The organism is Streptomyces sp. Ag109_O5-10 (assembly GCF_900105755.1).
GTDB lineage: Bacteria > Actinomycetota > Actinomycetes > Streptomycetales > Streptomycetaceae > Streptomyces.
The window spans coordinates 1,438,394-1,457,257 of sequence record NZ_FNTQ01000001.1; the positions used below are offsets into that span (position 1 = coordinate 1,438,394).

Consider the following 18,864-nt stretch of genomic DNA (forward strand, 5'->3'; position numbering starts at 1 on the left):
TCCGGGCCGACCTCGCCCGGGCGGACCGTCGCCGTCCCCGCGGGAGTCGGCGGCCTGACGCCCTCGGCCGACGCGTCTGTCACCCGGACACCAGCAACTCCGTCCATTCCTCGGCCACCCGCGCCAGCGAGAACCCCTCCCGCACCTGGTCGCGGGCCGCCGCGCCGGCGGACTGCCAGGTGTCCCGGTCGGCGAGGCCGGCGATCGCGTCGGCCATCGTCTGCGGGGTGTCGTGGATCCAGCGGCGGTCGTAGATCTCGTCCGCGCCCGGCCACGGCAGCAGTGCGGGTACGGCGCCGGAGGCCATGCCCTCGGCCGGGGCGAGGTGGAAGCTCTCGTCGTCGCTGGTGGAGAGCACATGGCCGATACGGCGCAGCCAGTTGGGGACATCGGGGCCGAACTGGTCGAAGACGACGGCTCCTTCGAGGAGCGGTGAGGTCTGCATGCGGCGCAGGATCGCGTCGTAGTGCGCGCGTTCCTCGGGCTTGTTCCAGATCCACCAGTACTCCCACGGCGGCTTGGACTTGACCGAGAGGTGCCAGCGCCGGTCGCGGGCCCGGAGCGCTTCGAGGACGTCGAGGCCGAGGTCGAGGCGTTTGCGGCTGGGCGCGATGCCGATCATGCCGAGGCGGTGGCGGGCACCGGGTGCCTTGGGCCGGTCGAGCTGGTCGACGTCGACCCAGTTGCCGATCGTGGTGATCTTCGCGGCGGGCCAGCCGGTGCGCTCCCGGGTGGCGCGGGCGTAGTAGGGGCTGACGCACACCACCCGGTCGACGGCGTCGATGTCGACCTGGCGCGGGTATCCGGCGTCGAGTTCGAAACGGTGCAGGCGCACGACGAGCCGGCTGCCGCGCCGTTTGTGGCGGCTGTACCAGACGGCCGCCGGGCCGCACCACTCGACGACCACCACGTCGGCCCAGGCGGCGAGTTCGCGGCTGGCGGCAGCGTCGTGCTGGGCGAGCGCGGGCCAGGCGTCGATCCGCACGTCGATGCCGGGCAGCGCGTCGAGGTGGTCGAGGAGGCGGGTGAGGAACTTCAGGTCGTGGCCGGCGACGCCGACCCGCAGCGGACGGGCCCGGCCGGCGACGGCGGCGGGTGCGGCCGGGAAGGCACGGTCTAGGTGGCCGCGCCAGCGGGCCGCCGCGGCCTCCATGGTGTACTCCCGGGCGGCCGCGGCGCACCGGTCGGCGGCGAGGTGCCGGGCGGCGGTGTCGCGTACGGCGAGGGAGACGGCGTCCGCCGCGTCCGCGAGGGTGGCCGTGCCCGGTACGAACAGGGGGTAGTCGGCGCCGAGCAGGGCCTCGTGGGCGGGGGTGCGGTTGAGTACGACGGGCAGGCCGAGGGAGCCGAACTCCAGCACCTTGGTGGAGAGTTCGAGGCTGGCGTCGAGGGAGGCGTCGCGCCAGCCGAGGCCGAGGTCGCAGTCGGCGGCCAGGCGCATCGCCTCCTCGCGCGGTACGCCGCCGTGGTGGACGACCTCGGGCGTGGTGCGCAGCGCCTCGGCCATGGCGGTGTCGAAGCCGGGATGGCCCGGATCCTTGTGGATCTTGTCGCCGACGGCGTGCAGTTCGGTCCTGATGCCGCGTTCGGCGAGCATGGCGGGCAGCCGCGTCATGGGCAGGGTGTTCCAGCGGGGCGCGAACTTGCCGGTGTAGACGAGGCGTACGGGATCGTGCAGGCCGCCCCGGGCCGGGACCGGGGAGCCGGACTCGGGCACCGCGGGCGGGCAGAGCACGGACCGGCCGCAGGCCTCCGGTACCCAGGCCTCCAGGAAGCAGCGCAACTCCTCTGTCTGGCACAGGAGTTGCGCGGAGGCGACGGCGATGCGGGCGAGGTCGGCGCGGGCCTCCTCGGTCATGTCGGCCGGGGACTGCGGGATGTCGGTGAGGTAGGCCCAGATCCGGCCGTCGAAGGCGCCGTCGCCGACGATCTGCTTCACCAGCCGCCGGCCCCGCAGCACCAGCAGGTCGCAGGGCTCCTCGGCGTCCAGCCGGGCGAGCAGCTGCGAGGCCTGGAAGGGCGAGAGCGGGTGCGCGCCCTGGCCGGGGACCAGGTGTTCCTCGTACGGCCGGACCACGGTGACCCCGGGCAGGCCCGCGAGGGGGTCGGTCAGCCGGCCGGTCTCGACCGGGGACTTGAGGACGAGGCGGGTCCGGCAGCCCGCGCGGGACAGGGCCTGGACCGTCGACTGGGCCCAGACGGCGGAGCCGTCGATGAGGTTGAGGTCCACGTCGCCGTAGACGAGCGCCCTCAGGGTGCGGGTCATGACGGTTCCTTTCCACGCACGGCGAACAGTCGGTGCCCGGCCCGCGACCAGGTGTCCGGCGGGGTGCCGGTGTCGAGGAGGGACCGGCGCACGAGCAGCGGCTTCAGGGCCGGTACGAAGGCGTAGTCGTCGGCGGCGGGCGTGTGGCCCACCGCGTCGGCGCCCGAGAACTCCTGGGCGCAGAGCAGGTCGAGGAGGAGGGTGTCAGGGCGGTCCTCGGTGAGGTCCGTCCAGTCGGCGACCCAGGGTGCGGTGGGTGGCCCGGCGTGCACGGCGACCGAGGCGGCGGTGAGTTCGTCGAGGGCGAGGCCCGCCGGGTCGGCGACGACCACCTCGGCCGGCCGGTGCAGCTGGCCGAGCGTCTGGGCGACCAGCCGGGCCACGTCGGTGGCGTCCCGAGGGGCGGCGAGGACGGCGATCCGGCGTTCGGCGAGCGGGTCGGGGCCGCCGGTGAGGGCGGCGAGCCGGGCCAGCCGGACGCGGGTGCTGTCCTGGAGGAAGACGTCCCGGAGCCGGTCCCGGCCGTCGGTGACCGGGTCGAGTCGGCACAGTGCCGTCCCGGTGTCGCCGTCGAGGACGGTGTCCCAGGGCAGCAGCGACAGGCCGGGGGCGGAGGATGCCGGGCCGTCCCGCCACAGCACCGCGGTGCGGCCCAGCCCCCTGGCCTGGGACACCAGTTCGGCGAGGCCCCGGTCCAGGTCGGGGGCGAGTCCGGTGCCGGTGAGCGACCAGGGACCTTCGTTGGCGGCGCACGCGCTCAGCTGGACGAGGAAGACGTCCGGTTCGGTGCGCTCGACCAGCAGCCGTCCGTCGTGCGGCAGCACCCGGCTGACCACGGCGTCCGCCGCGAAGTCCCGGGCGGTGCCGTCGGTGAGCACGCCGGTGATCACCAGCCGGTCGCGGGGTGCCACGGACAGGGCGCGGTGGGCGAGGTGGAAGCGGTCGTCGGCCTGCTGCTCCGACGCCGCGGCGACGGCCGAGGTCCGCGGGCCGGCGGAACCGCCGCCCCTGGCCTTCCGCTGCCGCCAGAGCCCGTACAGCTCGCCCGGCAGCCGGGCCGCGCGGCGCTTCGGCGACCGGGCCGCCGACACCAGGGCCTTGCCGACCCGCAGCGCGGTGGAGCCCTCCAGCATGGCCACCCGCGCCTCCAGCACGCCGGTCCGCTCGCGGGCCCGGCGCAGCGCGGTGGAGAGCTGGTCCTTGTCCCGGACGGCGGCGGCGAACCGTTCGGCGAGGCCGTCCTCGCGGGCGGCCGCCAGGGCGCGGGCGGTCTCCTCGGCGGCGCGCTCCAGGTCGATCAGGCGGGCCCGCTGGGAGCGGGAGACGAAGTCGGCGAGGACGTACTCGTCGGCGATCCTGAGGGCGGTGGCGAAGCCGTCGGCGGGCAGCGGGTGCCCGAACCAGTCGTGCGGCGGAAGGAGTTCCTGGGTGCACGCGAACACCGCACCGGAGTGCAGGTGGGTGTAGCCGAGCGAGGCCGCGTGCAGCACCTGGCAGCGGTGTGCCACCAGGGAGTCGAGGAGCCGGTGATAGGGCAGGTCGGTGCCGGGGTGGCCGAAGACGATCAGGCCGCGGCCGCCGGGCCGCATCCGTTCCAGTGCGGCGAGGCAGTCCGCCTCGGCACCGTGCAGGGCGAGGTCGGGGCCGTAGCAGAGGAGCATCAGCTCCCCCTCGCCGACGGGTTCCTGGTGCCGCCGCAGCCCCACGCCGGGCGGCAGGTGCAGATAGGGGTCCAGACGCAGGCCGCCGCTCGTCGCGTCCACGACCGAGGTCACGTCGTCCAGGTGCGGGTGGAGCAGATCGGTCAGGCGCATCAGCGGGTCCTTGGGAAGGCATCGGTCGGGCGCATCAGCGGGTCCTCGTGAAGACGTGGAAGCCGACCCGGTTCTCGCGGAAGCCGTAGGGCCGGAAGAGGGTGTGGCTCAGGCCCAGGGGATCGAGTTCCTCGCGGTAGGCGGCGAGCGGCCGGTGCACGATGTAGTCGCCGCGCGGGACGGGTTCGTCGGTGTTCTCGTCGGTGACGATCAACCGGCCGGTGATCCGGACGAGTGAGGCGAGGTTGCGCAGTCCGGCCGCCCACTGGGCGTCGTCCAGGAGGTGGAAGAGGACGTCCACGCACAGCACCACGTCGTAGAGCCACGGGCTGCGCCACTCGTCGAGTCCCGCGACGGCATAGCGGGGGCCGCTGCCCTCGGCACGGGCGTGCGTGACGGCCGCCTCGCTGGCGTCGAAGGCGTCGACGTGGTGGCCGCAGCGGGCCAGCGAGCGGGCGAAGTGCCCCTTGCCGCAGCCCGCGTCGAGGACGAACAGCGGGGAGGCGGGACTGGACAGGTCGCCGATCAGGGTGAGGAGCTGGCCGAGCCGGATCGCGTAGAAGATCTCGTTGCCGGGCCGGTCCAGGCCGATGTGGCCGCCGGAGGCGAGGTCGTCGCGTTCGCGGTGCCGGGCGTCCCAGTAGGTGAGAGGGGCTTCGGTGTAGGTGCGGGTGGCGTCGGTCATGGCGCTCCAGCCACTCGGTGGTCATGGCGTTCCAGCCACCCGGTGAGCACGCGGGCGATCCGGGGTCCTGCCTTGCCGTCCCACAGCGGTGGTCCCTCGGGGTCGGCCGCCGTCTGCCCGTCGAGGACCTTGCGCAGGGCGGGCACCAGTTCGCCGTGCCGGACCAGGCGGTTGGTGCCGTGGGTGACGGTGACCGGGCGTTCGGTCGTGGTGCGCAGCGTCAGGCAGGGCACGCCGAGCACGGTGGTCTCCTCCTGGACACCGCCCGAGTCGGTGATCACCACGGCGGCGCCGCGGACCAGGCCCATGAACTCGACGTAGCCGAGCGGTTCGAGGAGGTGGATGCCGGGCGCGTCGGCGAGACCGGCCCTGCGCAGCGCCTCCCGGCCGCGCGGGTGCAGGGGCACGGCGAGGTCGAGATGGCCGGCGGCCTCGGTGAGGGCGCGCGCGGCGGCCGCGGCGGCCTCGGGGTCGTCGACGTTGGCCGGGCGGTGCAGGGTGACCACGCCGTACCGCTCGGGCAGCGCGTGGGCGGTGCGGGCGGCGGCCGGGTCGAAATGCTCCAGATGGGTGAGCAGGGTGTCGATCATGGGGTTGCCGACGAGGTGCACCCGGCCCGGGTCGACGCCCTCGCGGGCGAGGTGGCCGACGGCCTCCGGGCTGGTGACGAAGAGCAGCTCGGCCAGCTGGTCGACCAGGCGCCGGTTGACCTCCTCCGGCATCGCCATGTCGAAGCTGCGCAGCCCCGCCTCGACATGGGCGACGGGGATGCCGAGCTTGGCGGCGGCCAGGGCCGCGGCCAGGGTGGAGTTCACGTCCCCGTAGACGACGACCAGCGCCGGGGCGCGGGCGAGCAGCTCGCCCTCCAGGGCCACCAGCAGGTCGGCGGTCTGCCGGGCGTGGCTGCCGGAGCCGACGCCCAGGTCGGTGTCCGGGGCGGGCAGGCCCAGCTCCCGGAAGAAGATGTGCGACATCCGTTCGTCGTAGTGCTGACCGGTGTGCACCAGGACCTGGTCGTGCCCGGTCGCGCGCAGGGCGGCGACCACGGGCGCGGCCTTCACGAAGTTCGGCCTGGTCCCTACGACATGGAGTACGCGGCCGTTCATGTCGTACGTTCTCCGCTCTGTCGGCCTACCTTGGCGACATGGCCCAACGTCCGTCCCGGCACCTGCCGCGTGGTGTTCATCGCTTCCCCCGTGCACTCAGCTTGGCCGCATCCGTCGCCTGGGGCGAGTTGCGGCACGACCCCGCCCGGGCGGCGCTGCTCGGCGTACGGCTGCTGCCGGGGCGGCTGCGGCGCGGGCTCGGGCCCGTCGAGAAGCAGCTCGCCGGCCGGGCCCGTACGGCCGGGCCCACCGCCGTCCCGTCCGCCGCCCGGGTGCCGGCGCCCGCCGGGCGGCCGGTACGGCCCGAGCCGGGCCGGGTACTCCATCTGGTCACCAACGGGCTGCCGTTCAAGCACGCCGGTTACACCGTGCGCACCCAGGCGCTCGCCGAGGCCCAGCGGGCCGCCGGGCTCGACCCGCACGTGGTGACCCGGATCGGGTTCCCGGTGGCGCAGGGCGTCCTGGACGCCCGTCCGTCGCAGACCGTGAACGGGGTGCCGCAGCACCGGCTGCTGCCGTACGGGCTGCCCTACGGCCAGGGCGCGGTCCTCGCCCGCAACGCCGAGCTGGCCGGGCGGCTGGTGGAGCGGCTGCGGCCCGCCGTGCTGCACGCGGCCACCGACCACGGCAACGGGCGGGTGGCGCTGGCCCTGCGGGAGACCTACGGGCTGCCGGTGGTGTACGAGGTGCGGGGATTCCTGGAGGAGACCTGGCTGACCCAGGCGCCCGGCCGCAGTGCGGACGACCCCTCGTACCGGGCCCGGCGCGCTCTGGAGACGTACTGCATGCGCGGGGCCGACCTGGTGCTCACGCTGGGCGCGGCGATGAAGGCCGAGATCGTGGCCCGTGGGGTGCCCGGGGAGCGGGTCCTGATCGTGCCCAACGCGGTGGACGACGCCTTCCTCGCCCCGCCGCCGGACGGGGCGGAACTGCGCACCCGGCTCGGCATCGCCGCGGACGACTTCGTGGTGGGCACCGTGAGCAGCCTTACTCCACACGAGGGAATCGGCACATTGCTCCATGCGGGTGCCGAACTGCGCCGCCGGGGGGTCCCGCTACGGCTGCTGATCGTCGGCGACGGGCCCGAGCGCAGCAGCCTCCAGGCGCTGGCCCGGCGGCTCGGTCTCGGCGACGGCACGGCCCTGTTCACCGGCCGCGTGCCGCACCGCCAAGTGCGCGCCTACCACGCGGTTCTGGACGTCTTCGCGGTACCGCGCACCGACGAACGGGTCTGCCGTCTGGTCACCCCGCTCAAGCCGGTCGAAGCGATGGCGAGCGGTGTCCCCGTGGCGGCCAGTGATCTCACAGCCCTACGGGAACTGGTGAAAGACGAAGTCAACGGGCGGCTGATCCCGCCTGAATCTCCGCAGGCTTGGGCAGAAGCTCTCGAAGTATTGCTTTACAGTCGAAAAAGGCGGCATGAATGGGGAGCATCCGCCCGCGCGCTGGTGGCGCGTGAACGCACCTGGAAAAGGGTCGCTGCCACGACCCGAGAGGCGTACCGCGCTCTTGGATGTGTCTGAGACCCCGCGCCCGGAACCGCTCACCTTCCGGGCCCTTCGGATCCGTACGGCATCTGCCGTTGCTGCCGTCGAGGGCGGAGTGAATCCCTATGCAGGTCGAAAAGGCCGTACCGCTCGGGGAATCGAGCGCATCGCTCGGGGATGAGGAACAGACCGACAGTTACGAACTGGCCGTCATCGGGCTCGGCTACGTGGGGCTCCCGCTCGCGCGGGAGGCGTCACTGGTCGGCCTGAGAGTGGCCGGGCTCGACCTCGACCCACGGGTCGTGGAGGGCCTCAACGCCGGCCATTCCCATGTCGACGACGTCTCCGACGAGGACGTCGCGCGGATGCGGGCGGCCGGGTTCACCGCGTACACCGACGACAAGTGGCTGGCCCGGGCGCAGACCGTCGTGATCTGCGTGCCGACCCCGCTCAGCGAGGACGGTGGCCCCGATCTGAGCGCGGTGACCTCCGCCGCGCGGGCGGTGGCGGGCCGGCTGCGCCCCGGACGGCTCGTCGTCCTGGAGTCGACCACCTATCCCGGCACCACCGAGGAGATCGTCAGACCCATCCTGGAGGAGTCGGGGCTGCGGGCCGGCGAGGACTTCGCGCTGGCCTTCTCACCGGAGCGCATCGACCCCGGCAACACCACCCACGGGCTGCGCGAGACACCCAAGGTGGTCGGCGGCTGCACGCCGGCGTGCGCGGCGAAGGCCGCCGCCTTCTACGGCAAGCTCGTCGACACCGTCGTGCAGGCCAAGGGCACCCGGGAAGCCGAGATGGCCAAACTGCTCGAGAACACCTACCGGCACGTCAACATCGCGCTGGTCAACGAACTGGCCATCCTCTGCCGCGAGCTGCACGTCGACGTGTGGGACGCGATCCGCTGCGCGGGCACCAAGCCGTTCGGTTTCCAGCCCTTCCGGCCGAGCGCCGGGGTGGGCGGGCACTGCATCCCGATCGACCCGAACTACCTGTCCTACAAGGTGCGTTCGATCGGCTACGAGTTCCGGTTCGTGGAACTCGCCCGGGAGATCAACGCGCACATGCCGGAGTACGTCGTCCGGCGCGCCCAGGACCTGCTCAACCATGAGGGCCGCGCCCTGCACGGCTCCCGGGTGCTGCTCCTCGGCGTCACCTACAAGCCGGACGTCGCCGACCAGCGCGAGGCGCCCGCGGTGCCGGTGGCCCGGCTGCTGCGGGAGCGGGAGGCCGAGATCGCCTTCCACGACCCGTTCGTACCCGCCTGGTTCGTGGACGGGGAGGCCGTGCCACGCGTCACCGACGTCATGGCCGCGGTGCGCTCGCACGACCTGACGATCCTGCTCCAGGACCACTCCGCGTACGACCTCCCGGCCCTCGGCGACGAGGCCCGCCTGCTCTTCGACACCCGGGGGCGGATCTTCCGGCCCGGCGTCGAGGTGCTGTAGCCGGCCTGTGTGGCAACTCCCCTTCCGCGGCACGGAGTCGAAGGGCTCCGGGCCGCGGAGTCGAAAGGCGCTCAGATGCGGATACTCGTCGTCACCGTCGTCCACCACCCCGAGGACGCGCGCATCCTGCACCGGCAGATCAGCGCGTTGCGGGACCGCGGACACCATGTCGTCTACGCGGCGCCGTTCTCGGCCCGCGAGGTACGGCCCCGCCCGGACCTCGAAGGCATCGACCTGCCGCGGGCCGTGGGCCGCAGCCGCCGCACGGCCGTCGGCTCGGCGCGGAAGCTGCTGGCCCGGCGCGGCCACGAGGCGGACCTGATCCTGCTCCACGACCCGGAACTGCTGCTCGCCCTGCCCGGCACCCTGCGCCGCTGGCGGCGGTCCGGCACCGGTCCGGTGGTCGTCTGGGACGTGCACGAGGACACCGCGGCCGCGCTCACCATGAAGCGCTGGGTGCCGAGGCCACTGCGGCCGCCGCTGCGGTTCGGCGTCCGCGCGGCCGAACGGCTGGCGGAGCGCCATCTGCGGCTGCTGCTCGCCGAGGACGCCTACCAGGAGCGGTTCCACCGCACCCACCCGGTGGTGCCGAACTTCACCACCGCCCCGGTCGAGGCACCGGAGCCGCCGGGCACCGAACGGGTGGTCTACGTCGGCCACCTGTCACGGGCGCGCGGCGCGCTGGACCTGATAGCGACGGCCCGGCACCTGGGCCCCGGCCTGCGCGTCGAGGTGGCCGGGGCGGCCGATCCCGACGTCCGCGACGCGCTCGCGGCCGCCGACCGGGACGGCGTCCTGCGCTGGCACGGCTTCCTGCCCAACGACCGCGCCCTCGCCCTGTTCCCGGGCGCCCTGGCCGGGCTCTCGCTCCTGCACGACCAGCCCAACTACCGCCATTCCCGGCCCACCAAGGTCGTCGAGTACATGGCCCACGGCGTGCCCGTGATCACCACGCCCACCCCGCTGGCCGCGGACATGGTGGAGCGGCACGGCTGCGGGATCGTCGTCCCGTACGAGGATCCGCGGGCGGCGGCGGAGGCGATCCGCAGACTCAGCGCCGACGCGGTCCTGCGTCACACCGCGGCCCTGCGTGGCCGCGAGGCGGCCCTCACCCACTTCAACTGGCCCGACAAGGCGGCCGAGTTCACGCAGTGGCTGGAGGCCTGGGTCCGGGAGGAGTCCGGTCCTGGGCGCGCGGGTGGCGCGGCTCGTACAAGGCGACCTCGCCTCCGCCCGGCAGCCGGAAGCCCGTCACCCGGCCCCAGGCCGCGACCTGGACGGGTCGGCTGAACTCGACTCCCTTGCCGGTCAGTTCGGTGACCGTCTCGTCCAGGTCGTCGCACATCAGCATCAGTTCGTGCGACGGTTCGCCGTCGGCCGGATGGCACGCCACCTCGGCCGGCGGCAGCCGGAAGAGCAGCCAGCCGTGCCCGGCGTCGACGTGCGGCCAGCCCAGCACGTCCCGGAGGAAGGCCCGGTCCGCCTCGGCGTCCCGCGTGTAGATCACCACATGTGCGCCATTGATCACGCGCGGAGGCTAGTCCCGGGAGGGCCTGGCGGCAAGGACCTCACGTCACGCGTTGGACCAGCCCCGCTCGCAGAGCACCAGCCGGTATCCGTCGGGGTCCTCGACGGTGACCCCCCACCGGTTCCAGTACGGGTTCGGCGAAGACACCCGCTTGCCGCCGTGCTCCTCCAGCCGGGCCACCAGGTCCTCCGGCACCGGCCCGTCGACGTAGATCACGAGCAGGTCCTCCTCGGTGGGCCGGGGCGCCACGGGCCGGGCGGGCTCGTGCACCAGCTCCAGATGCCAGCCGGCGTCCGGCCGGCCCATCATCAGCAGGTCGTGCTCGCCGGGGTCGGGACCGCCCTCGGCCCGCCACACCACACCGAGCCCGAGCCCGCCCACCCAGAACCGCTCGGCCGCCGCCAGGTCCCGGGAGGGCCGGGCGATCCGGATGTGACTACGGCCGTTGACGGGCATCGTGACCTCTTCCTGAGCTGCCGGTTTCCTCTTCGGCAGCCTAGGTGTCCGCCGCTCGCGCGACATCGGCCGATCGCCCTGGGCCGCGGGCCCTACGCCCCGCGTCACAGGTCCTAGGCCCGTCAGGCGCGCGGCACCCCGTACGCCCGCTCCACCCGCAGCCGCAGTACCAGCCGCCTGTCCCGGACCATCGCGGCCCGGTAGTCGTCCCAGTCGGGGTGTTCGCCGCGGACGTCGCGGTAGAGGCGGATCAGCTCCTCGACGGTCGCGTCGTACGGGTCCTCGGCCACCGGCGACAGCTCCGCGGTGCCCTCGGCGACCGTGTAGGCCCAGCGGTCGGGGCTGGTGACGTGGTACGAGGCACGGGGGTCGCGGCGCAGGTTGCGGGTCTTGGCGCGGTCGTCGGTGATCGACACGCGCACGGTCCGCTCGTCGGGGTAGTAGGCGTGGTTGACGTTGGACAGCTGGGGGCGTCCGTCGCTCTTGAGGGTGACCAGCACCCCGTCGTGTCCTTCGGCGAGCAGCTTCAGAAGAGCGTCCTGGGTCATGTCAGGTGGAACCCACCGGCGCCCGTCGCGCATTCCCGCACCGGCAGGTCGCGCGCCGGGGCTCCCCCGGCCGGCCGTGCGCGGAGGGTGGCCGCCCGACCCCGTCGCGGCCGCGCCGGGCGGACAAGTCGCCGCGCCGGACCGGGTGTGCCCGGAGTCGACGGGGGCCTTCGCGGGCAGACTGGAACTGATGAGCCGCCATCACCCGCCGTACGACTCCGGCCCCGGCCGCGGCCGCGCCGTACGACGGGTTCGGGCCGACGGGCGCGGGTTTCGGCACGGGCGGCAGGGGCGCTCGGCGTGGCGGTGGCGCGTCCGCTCCCCGATGCCTCTTCTATAGCGTCCGTCACACCACACGCGGATGAGCGGGACCGTTCCCCTGTTCCTGCGCGACGATGAGGTGCGAGGTCGGACCGCACCGCGGACGACACGACCCAAGGAGAGCGATGGCACAGCTGCGACAGGAAGTCGACCCCGGTGAGGTGGGGCTGGACGTGAAGGCGCTCGACCGCCTCGACCAGCACTTCGCCCACTACGTCGACGAAGGGCGGCTGCCCGGTTACCTGGTGGCCGTGGCGCGCGGCGGCCGGGTGGCCCACCTCACCGCCCAGGGCCACCGCGACCTCGCGGCCGGGCTGCCGGTCGAGCCGGACACCATCTGGCGGATCTACTCCATGACCAAGCCGGTCACCGCGGTCGCCGTGCTGCTGCTGGTGGAGGACGGGCTGCTGTCGCTGGACGACCCGGTCGACCGGTTCCTGCCGGAGTTCGCCGCCCCGCGGGTCCATGTCTCCGGTTCGGGCGACGACATGGTGACCCGGCCGGCCGGCGGCCCGATCCGGATCCGCCATCTGCTCACCCACACCGCCGGGTTGACCTTCGCCTTCTACCACACCCACCCCGTGGACGCCTGCTACCGCGAGGCGGGCCTGGAGTTCTCGGTGCCGTCGGGCGCAAACCTCGCCGAGGCGATGGCGGTGTACGCCCGGATGCCGCTCCAGTTCGAGCCGGGCACCCAGTGGAACTACTCCGTCGGCTTCAACGTGCTCAGCAGGGTCGTCGAGGTGGCCTCCGGGCAACGGCTCGACGAGTTTTTCGCGGACCGGATCTTCCGTCCGCTCGGCATGCCGGACGCGGGCCTGCACATCGTGCCCGAACAGGCCGACCGGCTCTCGGAGTTGTACGGCGAGACCGAGGGCGGCGGCATCGAGGCGATCCCGGGACTGCCGTTGCGCGGCCGCCCCCGCTTCCTGTCCGGCAGCGGCGGCCTCGCGGCGACGGCGTACGACTACCACCGGTTCATGGAGATGCTGCGCCGGCGCGGCGAACTGGACGGCGTCCGACTGCTCTCCCCCGCCTCGGTCGGGCTGCTCTCCAGCAACCACCTGCCCGGCGGGGCCGATCTGCGGACCTACGGCGCCCCGGTCCACCAGGAACCCGGCAACGACGGGCTCGGCTTCGGTCTCGGCGTCTCCGTGGTGATCGCCCCGGACCGCACCCTCTCCCCGAGCAGCCCCGGCGCCTACGGCTGGACCGGCGCGGCCACCACCGCGTTCTGGGTCGACCCCACCCACGACCTGACCGTGCAGTTCCACACGCAGGTCCGGCCGAAGACGCTGAAGATCTTCCCGGACCTGCGCCGGCTGGTCCATGAGGCGATCCAGGACTGAGTGCCGCTCACACGAGGTTCGACTCCGGGCGCGGGGCATCGGCCGCGAACCGGCCCGCGCCGAGCGGGCCGACGTCCACGAGGGGCGCGCGGCCCAGGTACAGGTCGCGGACCACCTCGCCGACGGCCGGTGCCTGGAGGAAGCCGTGACCGGAGAACCCGGTGGCGTACAGGAACCGGGAGACCGTGGGCGCCTCGCCGATCAGGGCGTTGTGGTCCGGGGTGTTCTCGTACAGGCCCGCCCAGCCGCCGGTGCGGCGCAGGTCGAGCAGGGCCGGGGCGCGGCGTTCCATCGCCGCGTACAGGCGCGGGATCCAGCGGTCGTGGGTGTCGGTGGCGAAGCCCGGCCGCTCGTCGGGGTCGGACATGCCGAGCAGCAGTCCCGGGCCCTCGGCGTGGAAGTACAGGCTGGTGGTGAAGTCGATGGTCATGGGGAGCGTCGACGGCAGCGCCCGGACGGGCTCGGTGACCGCGATCTGGCGGCGCAGCGGCTGCACCGGTAAGTCGACGCCGGCCATCGCGCCGACCGCCCGCGACCAGGCACCGGCCGCGCAGATCACCGTCTCGGTGGCGATCCGGCCGAGGCTGGTGTGCACGGCGGTGACGCGCGCGCCGTCCCGTTCGATGCCGGTGACCTCGGTGTGGCGCAGGACGCGGGCGCCGTGGGCGCGGGCGGTGGCCGCGTAGCCGTGCACGACGGACTCGGGGGTGCAGTGGCCGTCGTCCGGGGAGTAGGCGGCGGCCAGCAGTCCGTCGGTGGTGATCAGCGGGGAGAGCCGGGCCGCCTCCTTCGGGGTCAGCATCCGGCTGGGCACCCCGAGGTGGTTCTGCAGCCGGACGCCCGCCTCGAAGGAGGCGACCTCCTCGGGGGTGGAGAGGAGGAAGAGGTACCCGACGCGGTGCAGCCCGATGTCGTACCCGGTCTCCGCGCCGAAGCGGGCGAAGGCTTCCAAACTGCGCGCACCCAGTTGGATGTTGAGCTCGTCGGAGAACTGGGCGCGCACCCCGCCCGCGGCCTTCGAGGTGGATCCGGCGGCGAGTTCGTCACGTTCGACGAGGACGACGTCGCGGACGCCCGCCCTCGCGAGGTGGCAGGCGATGCTGGTCCCCATCACCCCGCCGCCGATGATCACGACCTGGGCCCGAAGATTCACGCGTGTACCTCCTGTCGGTCTCCCCCGATCCTTCCCCGGGAGGCCGCGCGGTACCTCAGGACCAGTGAGCCACCGCGTCCAGGTGGGGCAGCACGTGGTCGAGCCGCTCGCGCTTCGTCCGCAGGTAGGTGATGTTGTTCTCGCACGGCTCGATCAGCAGCGGGACCGTTTCGGCGACCTCGACGCCGTGCCGCACCAGGGACTCGCGCTTGCGCGGGTTGTTGGACATCAGACGCACCGAACGCACCCCGAGGTCGCTCAGGATGCCGGCGGCGACCCCGTAGTCGCGTGCGTCCACGGGCAGACCGAGCGCGAGGTTCGCCTCGACCGTGTCGAGGCCCTCCGCCTGGAGGGCCATCGCGCGCAGCTTGGCGAGCAGGCCGATGCCGCGGCCCTCGTGGCCGCGCAAGTAGACGACGATGCCGCTGCCTTCGGCGACGACCGCGCGCAGCGCGGCGGCCAGCTGGTCGCCGCACTCGCAGTGCTGGGAGCCGAACGCGTCCCCGGTCAGGCACTCGGAGTGCAGCCGGGTCAGCACCCGGTCGCTGCCGATGTCCCCGTAGACCAGGGCGACTTGCTCGTCGCCGCGGTCGTGGTCCAGGTAGCCGATCGCCTGGAATTTGCCGTAGACGGTGGGCAGCGGTGCATTCACGACGCGTTCCACGCCCGAACGCCGTGGGGACTTCTTGCCGAGGACGCCGATGTTTTCTGTCATGATCTGATTCCTAAGCAGAGACGAAAGGCCGTGTAGAGATGAGTGGTTCGGGCGCGCGTACGGCGGCATACGGCTTGTTGCCGGCGGACACTACGGAAGAGGTACGGACCAGGGGGGCGGGCGTTTCAACACAGGTCGCCGTCCTTCCGGTGGGGAGCTTCGAACAGCACGGCCCCTACCTTCCGCTCGCTACGGACACCCTCGTCGCCTGTGCCGTCGCCCGGGAGATCGCCGCCGTGCACCCGGTGCACCTCCTCCCACCGGTGACGGTCTCCTGCTCGCACGAGCACGCGGCCTGGCCGGGGACCGTCAGCATCTCCGCGGTGACCCTGCACGCGGTGGTGAACGACATCGCCGGCTCGCTGCGCCGCTCGGGCGTCGAGGCGCTGGTCGTGGTCAACGGCCACGGCGGCAACTACGTGCTGGGCAACGTCGTGCAGGAGGCGTCCGCGCGGGGCGAGCGGCTGGCGCTGTACCCGGCCGTGGAGGACTGGGAGACGGCGCTCACACGGGCGCGGGTGGAGACCTCGGCGCTCTCCGACATGCATGCCGGAGAAATCGAGACCTCCATTCTGCTGCATGCTCATCCCGAATTGGTCCGCCCTGGTTACGAGTCTGCCGATTTCACTGCTGACGACCGTCGTCATCTCCTCACCCTGGGAATGTCCGCCTATACCGAGTCGGGCGTCATCGGCCGCCCTTCCCTGGGGTCGGCGGAAAAGGGGAAGGAACTCCTGTCGAGCCTCGCGGATTCCTTCGGCACGCTTTTCGAACTGCTCACCGCCGGGCGGGAGTAGCGCAGTCCGGCGTACCAGCGGACGACGAGGACCAGCAGACCGGGCAGGGCCGCCACGAAGCTGAGGACGCCGTAGACCACGGCGGTGGCGAGCCCGCTGTCCGCGCCGAGGCCGGCCGCGGCGAACGCCCAGGCGGTGACGCCCTCCCGGGGGCCCCAGCCGCCGACGTTCAGCGGCAGGCCCATCGCGACCAGGGCGAGGACGGAGATCGGGACGAGGACCGCCACGGAGGCCGCCGAGCCGGCGACCCGGGCGGCCACCACGAACATCCCGACGTGCCCGGCGAGGATGACCGCCGAGGACAGCGCGACGCCCGGCGCGTTCCGCCGCGACAGCAGCGCGCGGCGGGCCTCGCCGAGGGTGGCCCGCAGGGCGCCGGCGCGCTTGCCCGGAGCCTTGTTCATGCGGACGGCGAGCACGATCGCGCAGGCGCCGACCAGCCCGGCCGCCGCCAGCGGGGCGAAGCTGCGCACCTCGTCGCGGACCGGCGAGGGCAGGATCAGCAGCGCCGTCGCGCCGAACGCCGTCAACGCGATCTGTCCGGCGGCGCGTTCGAGGACGACGGCGCGCACCCCGCGGCCGATGTCGCCCTCGCTCTGCCCGTGCCGGACGGCCCGGTGCACGTCGCCGAGGACTCCGCCGGGCAGGGCCGCGTTCAGGAACAGGGCCCGGTAGTAGTCGCCGACGGCGGGGCCGAGCGGCAGCCGCAGGCCGAGGCTGCGGGCGACCAACTGCCAGCGCCAGGCGCTCAGTACGGTCGTGACCGCGCCGATCACCAGGCCGGCGACCAGGGTCGGGGTGTCGATCCGGCGCAGTCCCTCGAGGAAGACCCCGGTGCCCAGCCGCCACAGCAGCACGGCGATGATGGCGGCTCCGGCGGCGGTGCCCAGGTGGGTGCGGACGGCGCGGAGGTTGAGGCGCCGGGGCACGGCGAGCGGGGCGACGGGCGCGGTCTCCCGGACCAGGGTCGGGGTGCTCATGAGGTGCCTCCGATCGGCCGGGCGAGCGCGAGCAGGTCACTGTGGTGCACGACGACCCGCAGTTCGCCGGCCGCGTTGGCGGCGAGCCGCTCGGCCAGGTAGGCGTCGGCGCGCGCGGCCAGCTCGGGGCGTTCCTCGACCGCGGCGCCGACCCAGCCGCGCAGCCACTGCTCGGTGAGCGCCTTCGCGTCGGGACCGAGCCGCCACGCGCTGGGGTGCAGCTTCACGGTGGCGCCCCGGTCGGAGAACGCCTCACAGGCGGCGGTGACCGCGTCCGGGCCGAGCAGGCCGCCGCGCCGCTGGTGGGCGTTGAAGGCGTCGGCGAGCTCGGCGTCCAGCGGGTGGGCGGGGGCCAGTTCGACCCGCCCGGCGACCGAGAGGGTGAGCAGCGCGGGGCAGCCGGCCCCGGTGCAGGCCTCGGCGAGGATGTCGACCTCCTCCCGGGTGAGGACGTCGAGGAGCGCGGAGGCGGTCACCAGGGAGGCGCCGATCAGCGCGTCGGGGGTGAGCCGGCCGATGTCGCCGCGCCGGGTCTCCACGGTGACCCGGCTGCCGTCGGCGGCCGCGCGGGGCGAGGCGACGGCGGCGAAGTGCAGCAGGTAGGGGTCGCGGTCGTGCAGGATCCAGTGCTGGGGGCCGTCGAGGCGGGGGGCGAGCCAGCGGCCCATCGAGCCGGTGCCGCAGCCCAGGTCGTGCACGACGATCCCGCCCGCCTTGCCGGGCAGGTTGGCCAGCCGGATCCGCAGCGGGTCCAGCAGGTCGTCCGCCCGGGCGGCCGCGTCCGCGCTCTCCCGCAGCTCCAGCCACTCGGGCGCGTACCGCGGCGGTTCCTCGGGCCCGGTCTCGCGCAGCCGTACGGTGGCCCGCTCGCCCGGCCGGGCGGCGGGGCCGGCGCCGGGTATCACCTCGGACGGCGTCTGTTCGCGTTCTCGTCCCACACCTGCATCCGTAACATCCGTCGGTCCCGGCTGCGCGGGTATCGCGCCGACCGGAGCAGTGGTCGTGGTCTCGCTGGTCATGCCGCCCTCCGGGGTTCGTCAGGGAGCCGCAGCAGGACTCCGGCGAGGCTGCGGGCGGTGGTCGCCCAGCCGTCGAGCGCCGCCCGACGGCCGCGGGCGGCGGCCTTGAGACGGCGGCGTACGTCCGCCTCGCCGAACCAGCCGCGCAGTTCGGCGGCGAGCGCGGCGGGGTCCTCCGGCGGCACGAGGATGCCGGGTACCCCGCCGTCGGGGGCCCGGCCGACCGCTTCCGGCAGGCCGCCGACGTCGGTCGCGAGCACCGGGATGCCACGGGCGAGGGCCTCGGTGACGGCCATGCCGTAGGTCTCGGCGTACGAGGTGAGCACCATCAGGTCGGCGGCCGCGTAACTGGCGTCCAGGTCGGCGCCGGCCCGCGGGCCCGCGAGGTGCAGGCGGTCCGTCAGCCCGTGCTCGGCGATCAGCGACCGCAGGTGGGCGACGTACTCGGGAGCGGTGTCGAGACCGCCGACGCAGGTGCAGGTCCACGGCAGGTCCCGGACGGCCGCGAGCGCCTCGATGAGCCGGTGCTGGCCCTTGCGCGGGGTGACGGCGGCGACGCACAGCAGGTGCGAGACGCCGTCGGTGCCGCCGGCCAGCGGGGCGATGTCGGCACCCGGTGCTGCCACGTGCACCCGTTCGGGTGGCAGGCCGTGGTGCGAGACCAGCCGCCGCACCGCCCAGTCGCTGGTCGCGATCACGGCCGGTACGGCGCGCAGCACCGTCCGCTCGCGGGCGTCCAGGTCGGCGGCGACGGCCGCGTCGAGCCCGGTCTCGGCGCCGAGCGGGAGGTGCACGAGGACGGCGAGCCGCAGCCGTTCCGTCTCGGGTACGACGACCTCCGGGACCCCGCAGGCGACCAGGCCGTCCAGGAGGACGACCGTGCCGTCGGGCAGTTCCCGCAGGGTGCGCGCGAGCGCGTCGCGGTCGGCGGTGCCGGGGCGCGGCCAGGAGCCGGGCACCGCGTGCCTGGTGACCTGCCAGCCGAAGCCGGGGAGGTCGAGGCAGACCCGCCGGTCGTAGGCGTTGCCGCCGCTCGGGTTGGCCTGGTCGTCGACGCCGCCGGGCATGACGAAGTGCACGTTGCGCAGGGACATGGGGAGGATCCCGATGCTCGCCGGAGCCTTGCTGTCGGTGGTGCCTGCGCGCTGCGCGGGCACGTAGGTGAGGGCCGACGGGCGGCCGATGGCCATGT

Annotated in this window: 15 protein-coding genes and 2 pseudogenes; 5 read left to right on the forward strand and 12 right to left on the reverse strand. The window is 73.8% G+C overall.

The window, feature by feature from the left end; translation table 11 throughout:
• Positions 1 to 79: 79 nt before the first annotated feature.
• The 4 genes from BLW82_RS06680 to wecB are packed head-to-tail and all read right to left on the reverse strand — an operon-like array spanning position 80 to position 5,871.
• Positions 80 to 2,266, reverse strand: a complete 2,187-nt coding sequence (locus BLW82_RS06680; protein WP_093497936.1) for a glycosyltransferase — start codon at positions 2,264 to 2,266, stop codon at positions 80 to 82.
• The gene (locus tag BLW82_RS06685; RefSeq protein ID WP_093497937.1) at positions 2,263 to 4,080 is read right to left on the reverse strand and encodes a hypothetical protein; all 1,818 of its coding nucleotides are present in this window, start codon (positions 4,078 to 4,080) and stop codon (positions 2,263 to 2,265) included. The genes BLW82_RS06680 and BLW82_RS06685 overlap by 4 nt, the downstream gene beginning before the upstream one ends.
• A 34-nt stretch (positions 4,081 to 4,114) precedes the next feature.
• Entirely contained in the window at positions 4,115 to 4,765 is a 651-nt protein-coding gene (locus BLW82_RS06690; protein ID WP_093497938.1) for a class I SAM-dependent methyltransferase, read from the reverse strand.
• Positions 4,762 to 5,871: a non-hydrolyzing UDP-N-acetylglucosamine 2-epimerase gene (wecB, locus tag BLW82_RS06695; protein ID WP_093497939.1), complete on the reverse strand. Its 1,110-nt coding sequence runs from the start codon at positions 5,869 to 5,871 to the stop codon at positions 4,762 to 4,764. The genes BLW82_RS06690 and wecB overlap by 4 nt, the downstream gene beginning before the upstream one ends.
• A gap of 101 nt (positions 5,872 to 5,972) precedes the next feature.
• Here wecB and BLW82_RS06700 point away from each other — a divergent pair, with 101 nt between their 5' ends.
• The 3 genes from BLW82_RS06700 (at position 5,973) to BLW82_RS06710 (ending at position 10,096) form a co-directional block, all read left to right on the forward strand.
• The gene (locus BLW82_RS06700; RefSeq protein WP_256215673.1) at positions 5,973 to 7,394 is read left to right on the forward strand and encodes a glycosyltransferase family 4 protein; all 1,422 of its coding nucleotides are present in this window, start codon (positions 5,973 to 5,975) and stop codon (positions 7,392 to 7,394) included.
• Positions 7,395 to 7,483: 89 nt separating this feature from the next.
• On the forward strand, positions 7,484 to 8,806 hold the full coding sequence (locus BLW82_RS06705; protein ID WP_093497941.1) for a nucleotide sugar dehydrogenase: 1,323 nt from the start codon (positions 7,484 to 7,486) through the stop codon (positions 8,804 to 8,806).
• Between the two features lie 75 nt (positions 8,807 to 8,881).
• The gene (locus BLW82_RS06710; protein ID WP_093497942.1) at positions 8,882 to 10,096 is read left to right on the forward strand and encodes a glycosyltransferase; all 1,215 of its coding nucleotides are present in this window, start codon (positions 8,882 to 8,884) and stop codon (positions 10,094 to 10,096) included.
• Here the strand turns inward: BLW82_RS06710 and BLW82_RS45185 are convergent.
• From BLW82_RS45185 to BLW82_RS06725, 3 genes and pseudogenes are all read right to left on the reverse strand, one after another.
• Positions 10,095 to 10,334: pseudogene (locus BLW82_RS45185) on the reverse strand (VOC family protein); the annotation flags it as partial. The gene BLW82_RS06710 and the pseudogene BLW82_RS45185 sit on opposite strands and share 2 nt — an antisense overlap.
• Before the next feature lie 45 nt (positions 10,335 to 10,379).
• On the reverse strand, positions 10,380 to 10,790 hold the full coding sequence (locus tag BLW82_RS06720) for a VOC family protein (protein ID WP_093497943.1): 411 nt from the start codon (positions 10,788 to 10,790) through the stop codon (positions 10,380 to 10,382).
• 122 nt (positions 10,791 to 10,912) lie between these two features.
• On the reverse strand, positions 10,913 to 11,338 hold the full coding sequence (locus tag BLW82_RS06725; protein ID WP_093497944.1) for a PPOX class F420-dependent oxidoreductase: 426 nt from the start codon (positions 11,336 to 11,338) through the stop codon (positions 10,913 to 10,915).
• Between the two features lie 446 nt (positions 11,339 to 11,784).
• Here BLW82_RS06725 and BLW82_RS06730 point away from each other — a divergent pair, with 446 nt between their 5' ends.
• Positions 11,785 to 13,008: a serine hydrolase domain-containing protein gene (locus tag BLW82_RS06730; protein ID WP_093497945.1), complete on the forward strand. Its 1,224-nt coding sequence runs from the start codon at positions 11,785 to 11,787 to the stop codon at positions 13,006 to 13,008.
• Between the two features lie 7 nt (positions 13,009 to 13,015).
• Here BLW82_RS06730 and BLW82_RS06735 read toward each other — a convergent pair whose 3' ends face one another.
• Positions 13,016 to 14,161, reverse strand: a complete 1,146-nt coding sequence (locus BLW82_RS06735; RefSeq protein ID WP_093497946.1) for an NAD(P)/FAD-dependent oxidoreductase — start codon at positions 14,159 to 14,161, stop codon at positions 13,016 to 13,018.
• A 55-nt stretch (positions 14,162 to 14,216) separates the two neighbouring features.
• Positions 14,217 to 14,876, reverse strand: a complete 660-nt coding sequence (gene ribA / locus BLW82_RS06740) for a GTP cyclohydrolase II (protein WP_093497947.1) — start codon at positions 14,874 to 14,876, stop codon at positions 14,217 to 14,219.
• A gap of 38 nt (positions 14,877 to 14,914) precedes the next feature.
• Between ribA and BLW82_RS06745 the strand changes: the two genes are divergently transcribed.
• Entirely contained in the window at positions 14,915 to 15,673 is a 759-nt protein-coding gene (locus tag BLW82_RS06745) for a creatininase family protein (RefSeq protein ID WP_093497948.1), read from the forward strand.
• 98 nt (positions 15,674 to 15,771) lie between these two features.
• Here the strand turns inward: BLW82_RS06745 and BLW82_RS06750 are convergent.
• The 3 genes and pseudogenes from BLW82_RS06750 to BLW82_RS06760 form a co-directional block, all read right to left on the reverse strand.
• Positions 15,772 to 16,653: pseudogene (locus BLW82_RS06750) on the reverse strand (YbhN family protein); the annotation flags it as partial.
• Entirely contained in the window at positions 16,650 to 17,672 is a 1,023-nt protein-coding gene (locus BLW82_RS06755; protein WP_093497949.1) for a trans-aconitate methyltransferase, read from the reverse strand. The gene BLW82_RS06755 and the pseudogene BLW82_RS06750, both read right to left, overlap by 4 nt.
• Positions 17,669 to 18,862, reverse strand: a complete 1,194-nt coding sequence (locus BLW82_RS06760; protein ID WP_371131477.1) for a glycosyltransferase family 4 protein — start codon at positions 18,860 to 18,862, stop codon at positions 17,669 to 17,671. The genes BLW82_RS06755 and BLW82_RS06760 overlap by 4 nt, the downstream gene beginning before the upstream one ends.
• Between the last annotated feature and the right edge of the window lie 2 nt (positions 18,863 to 18,864).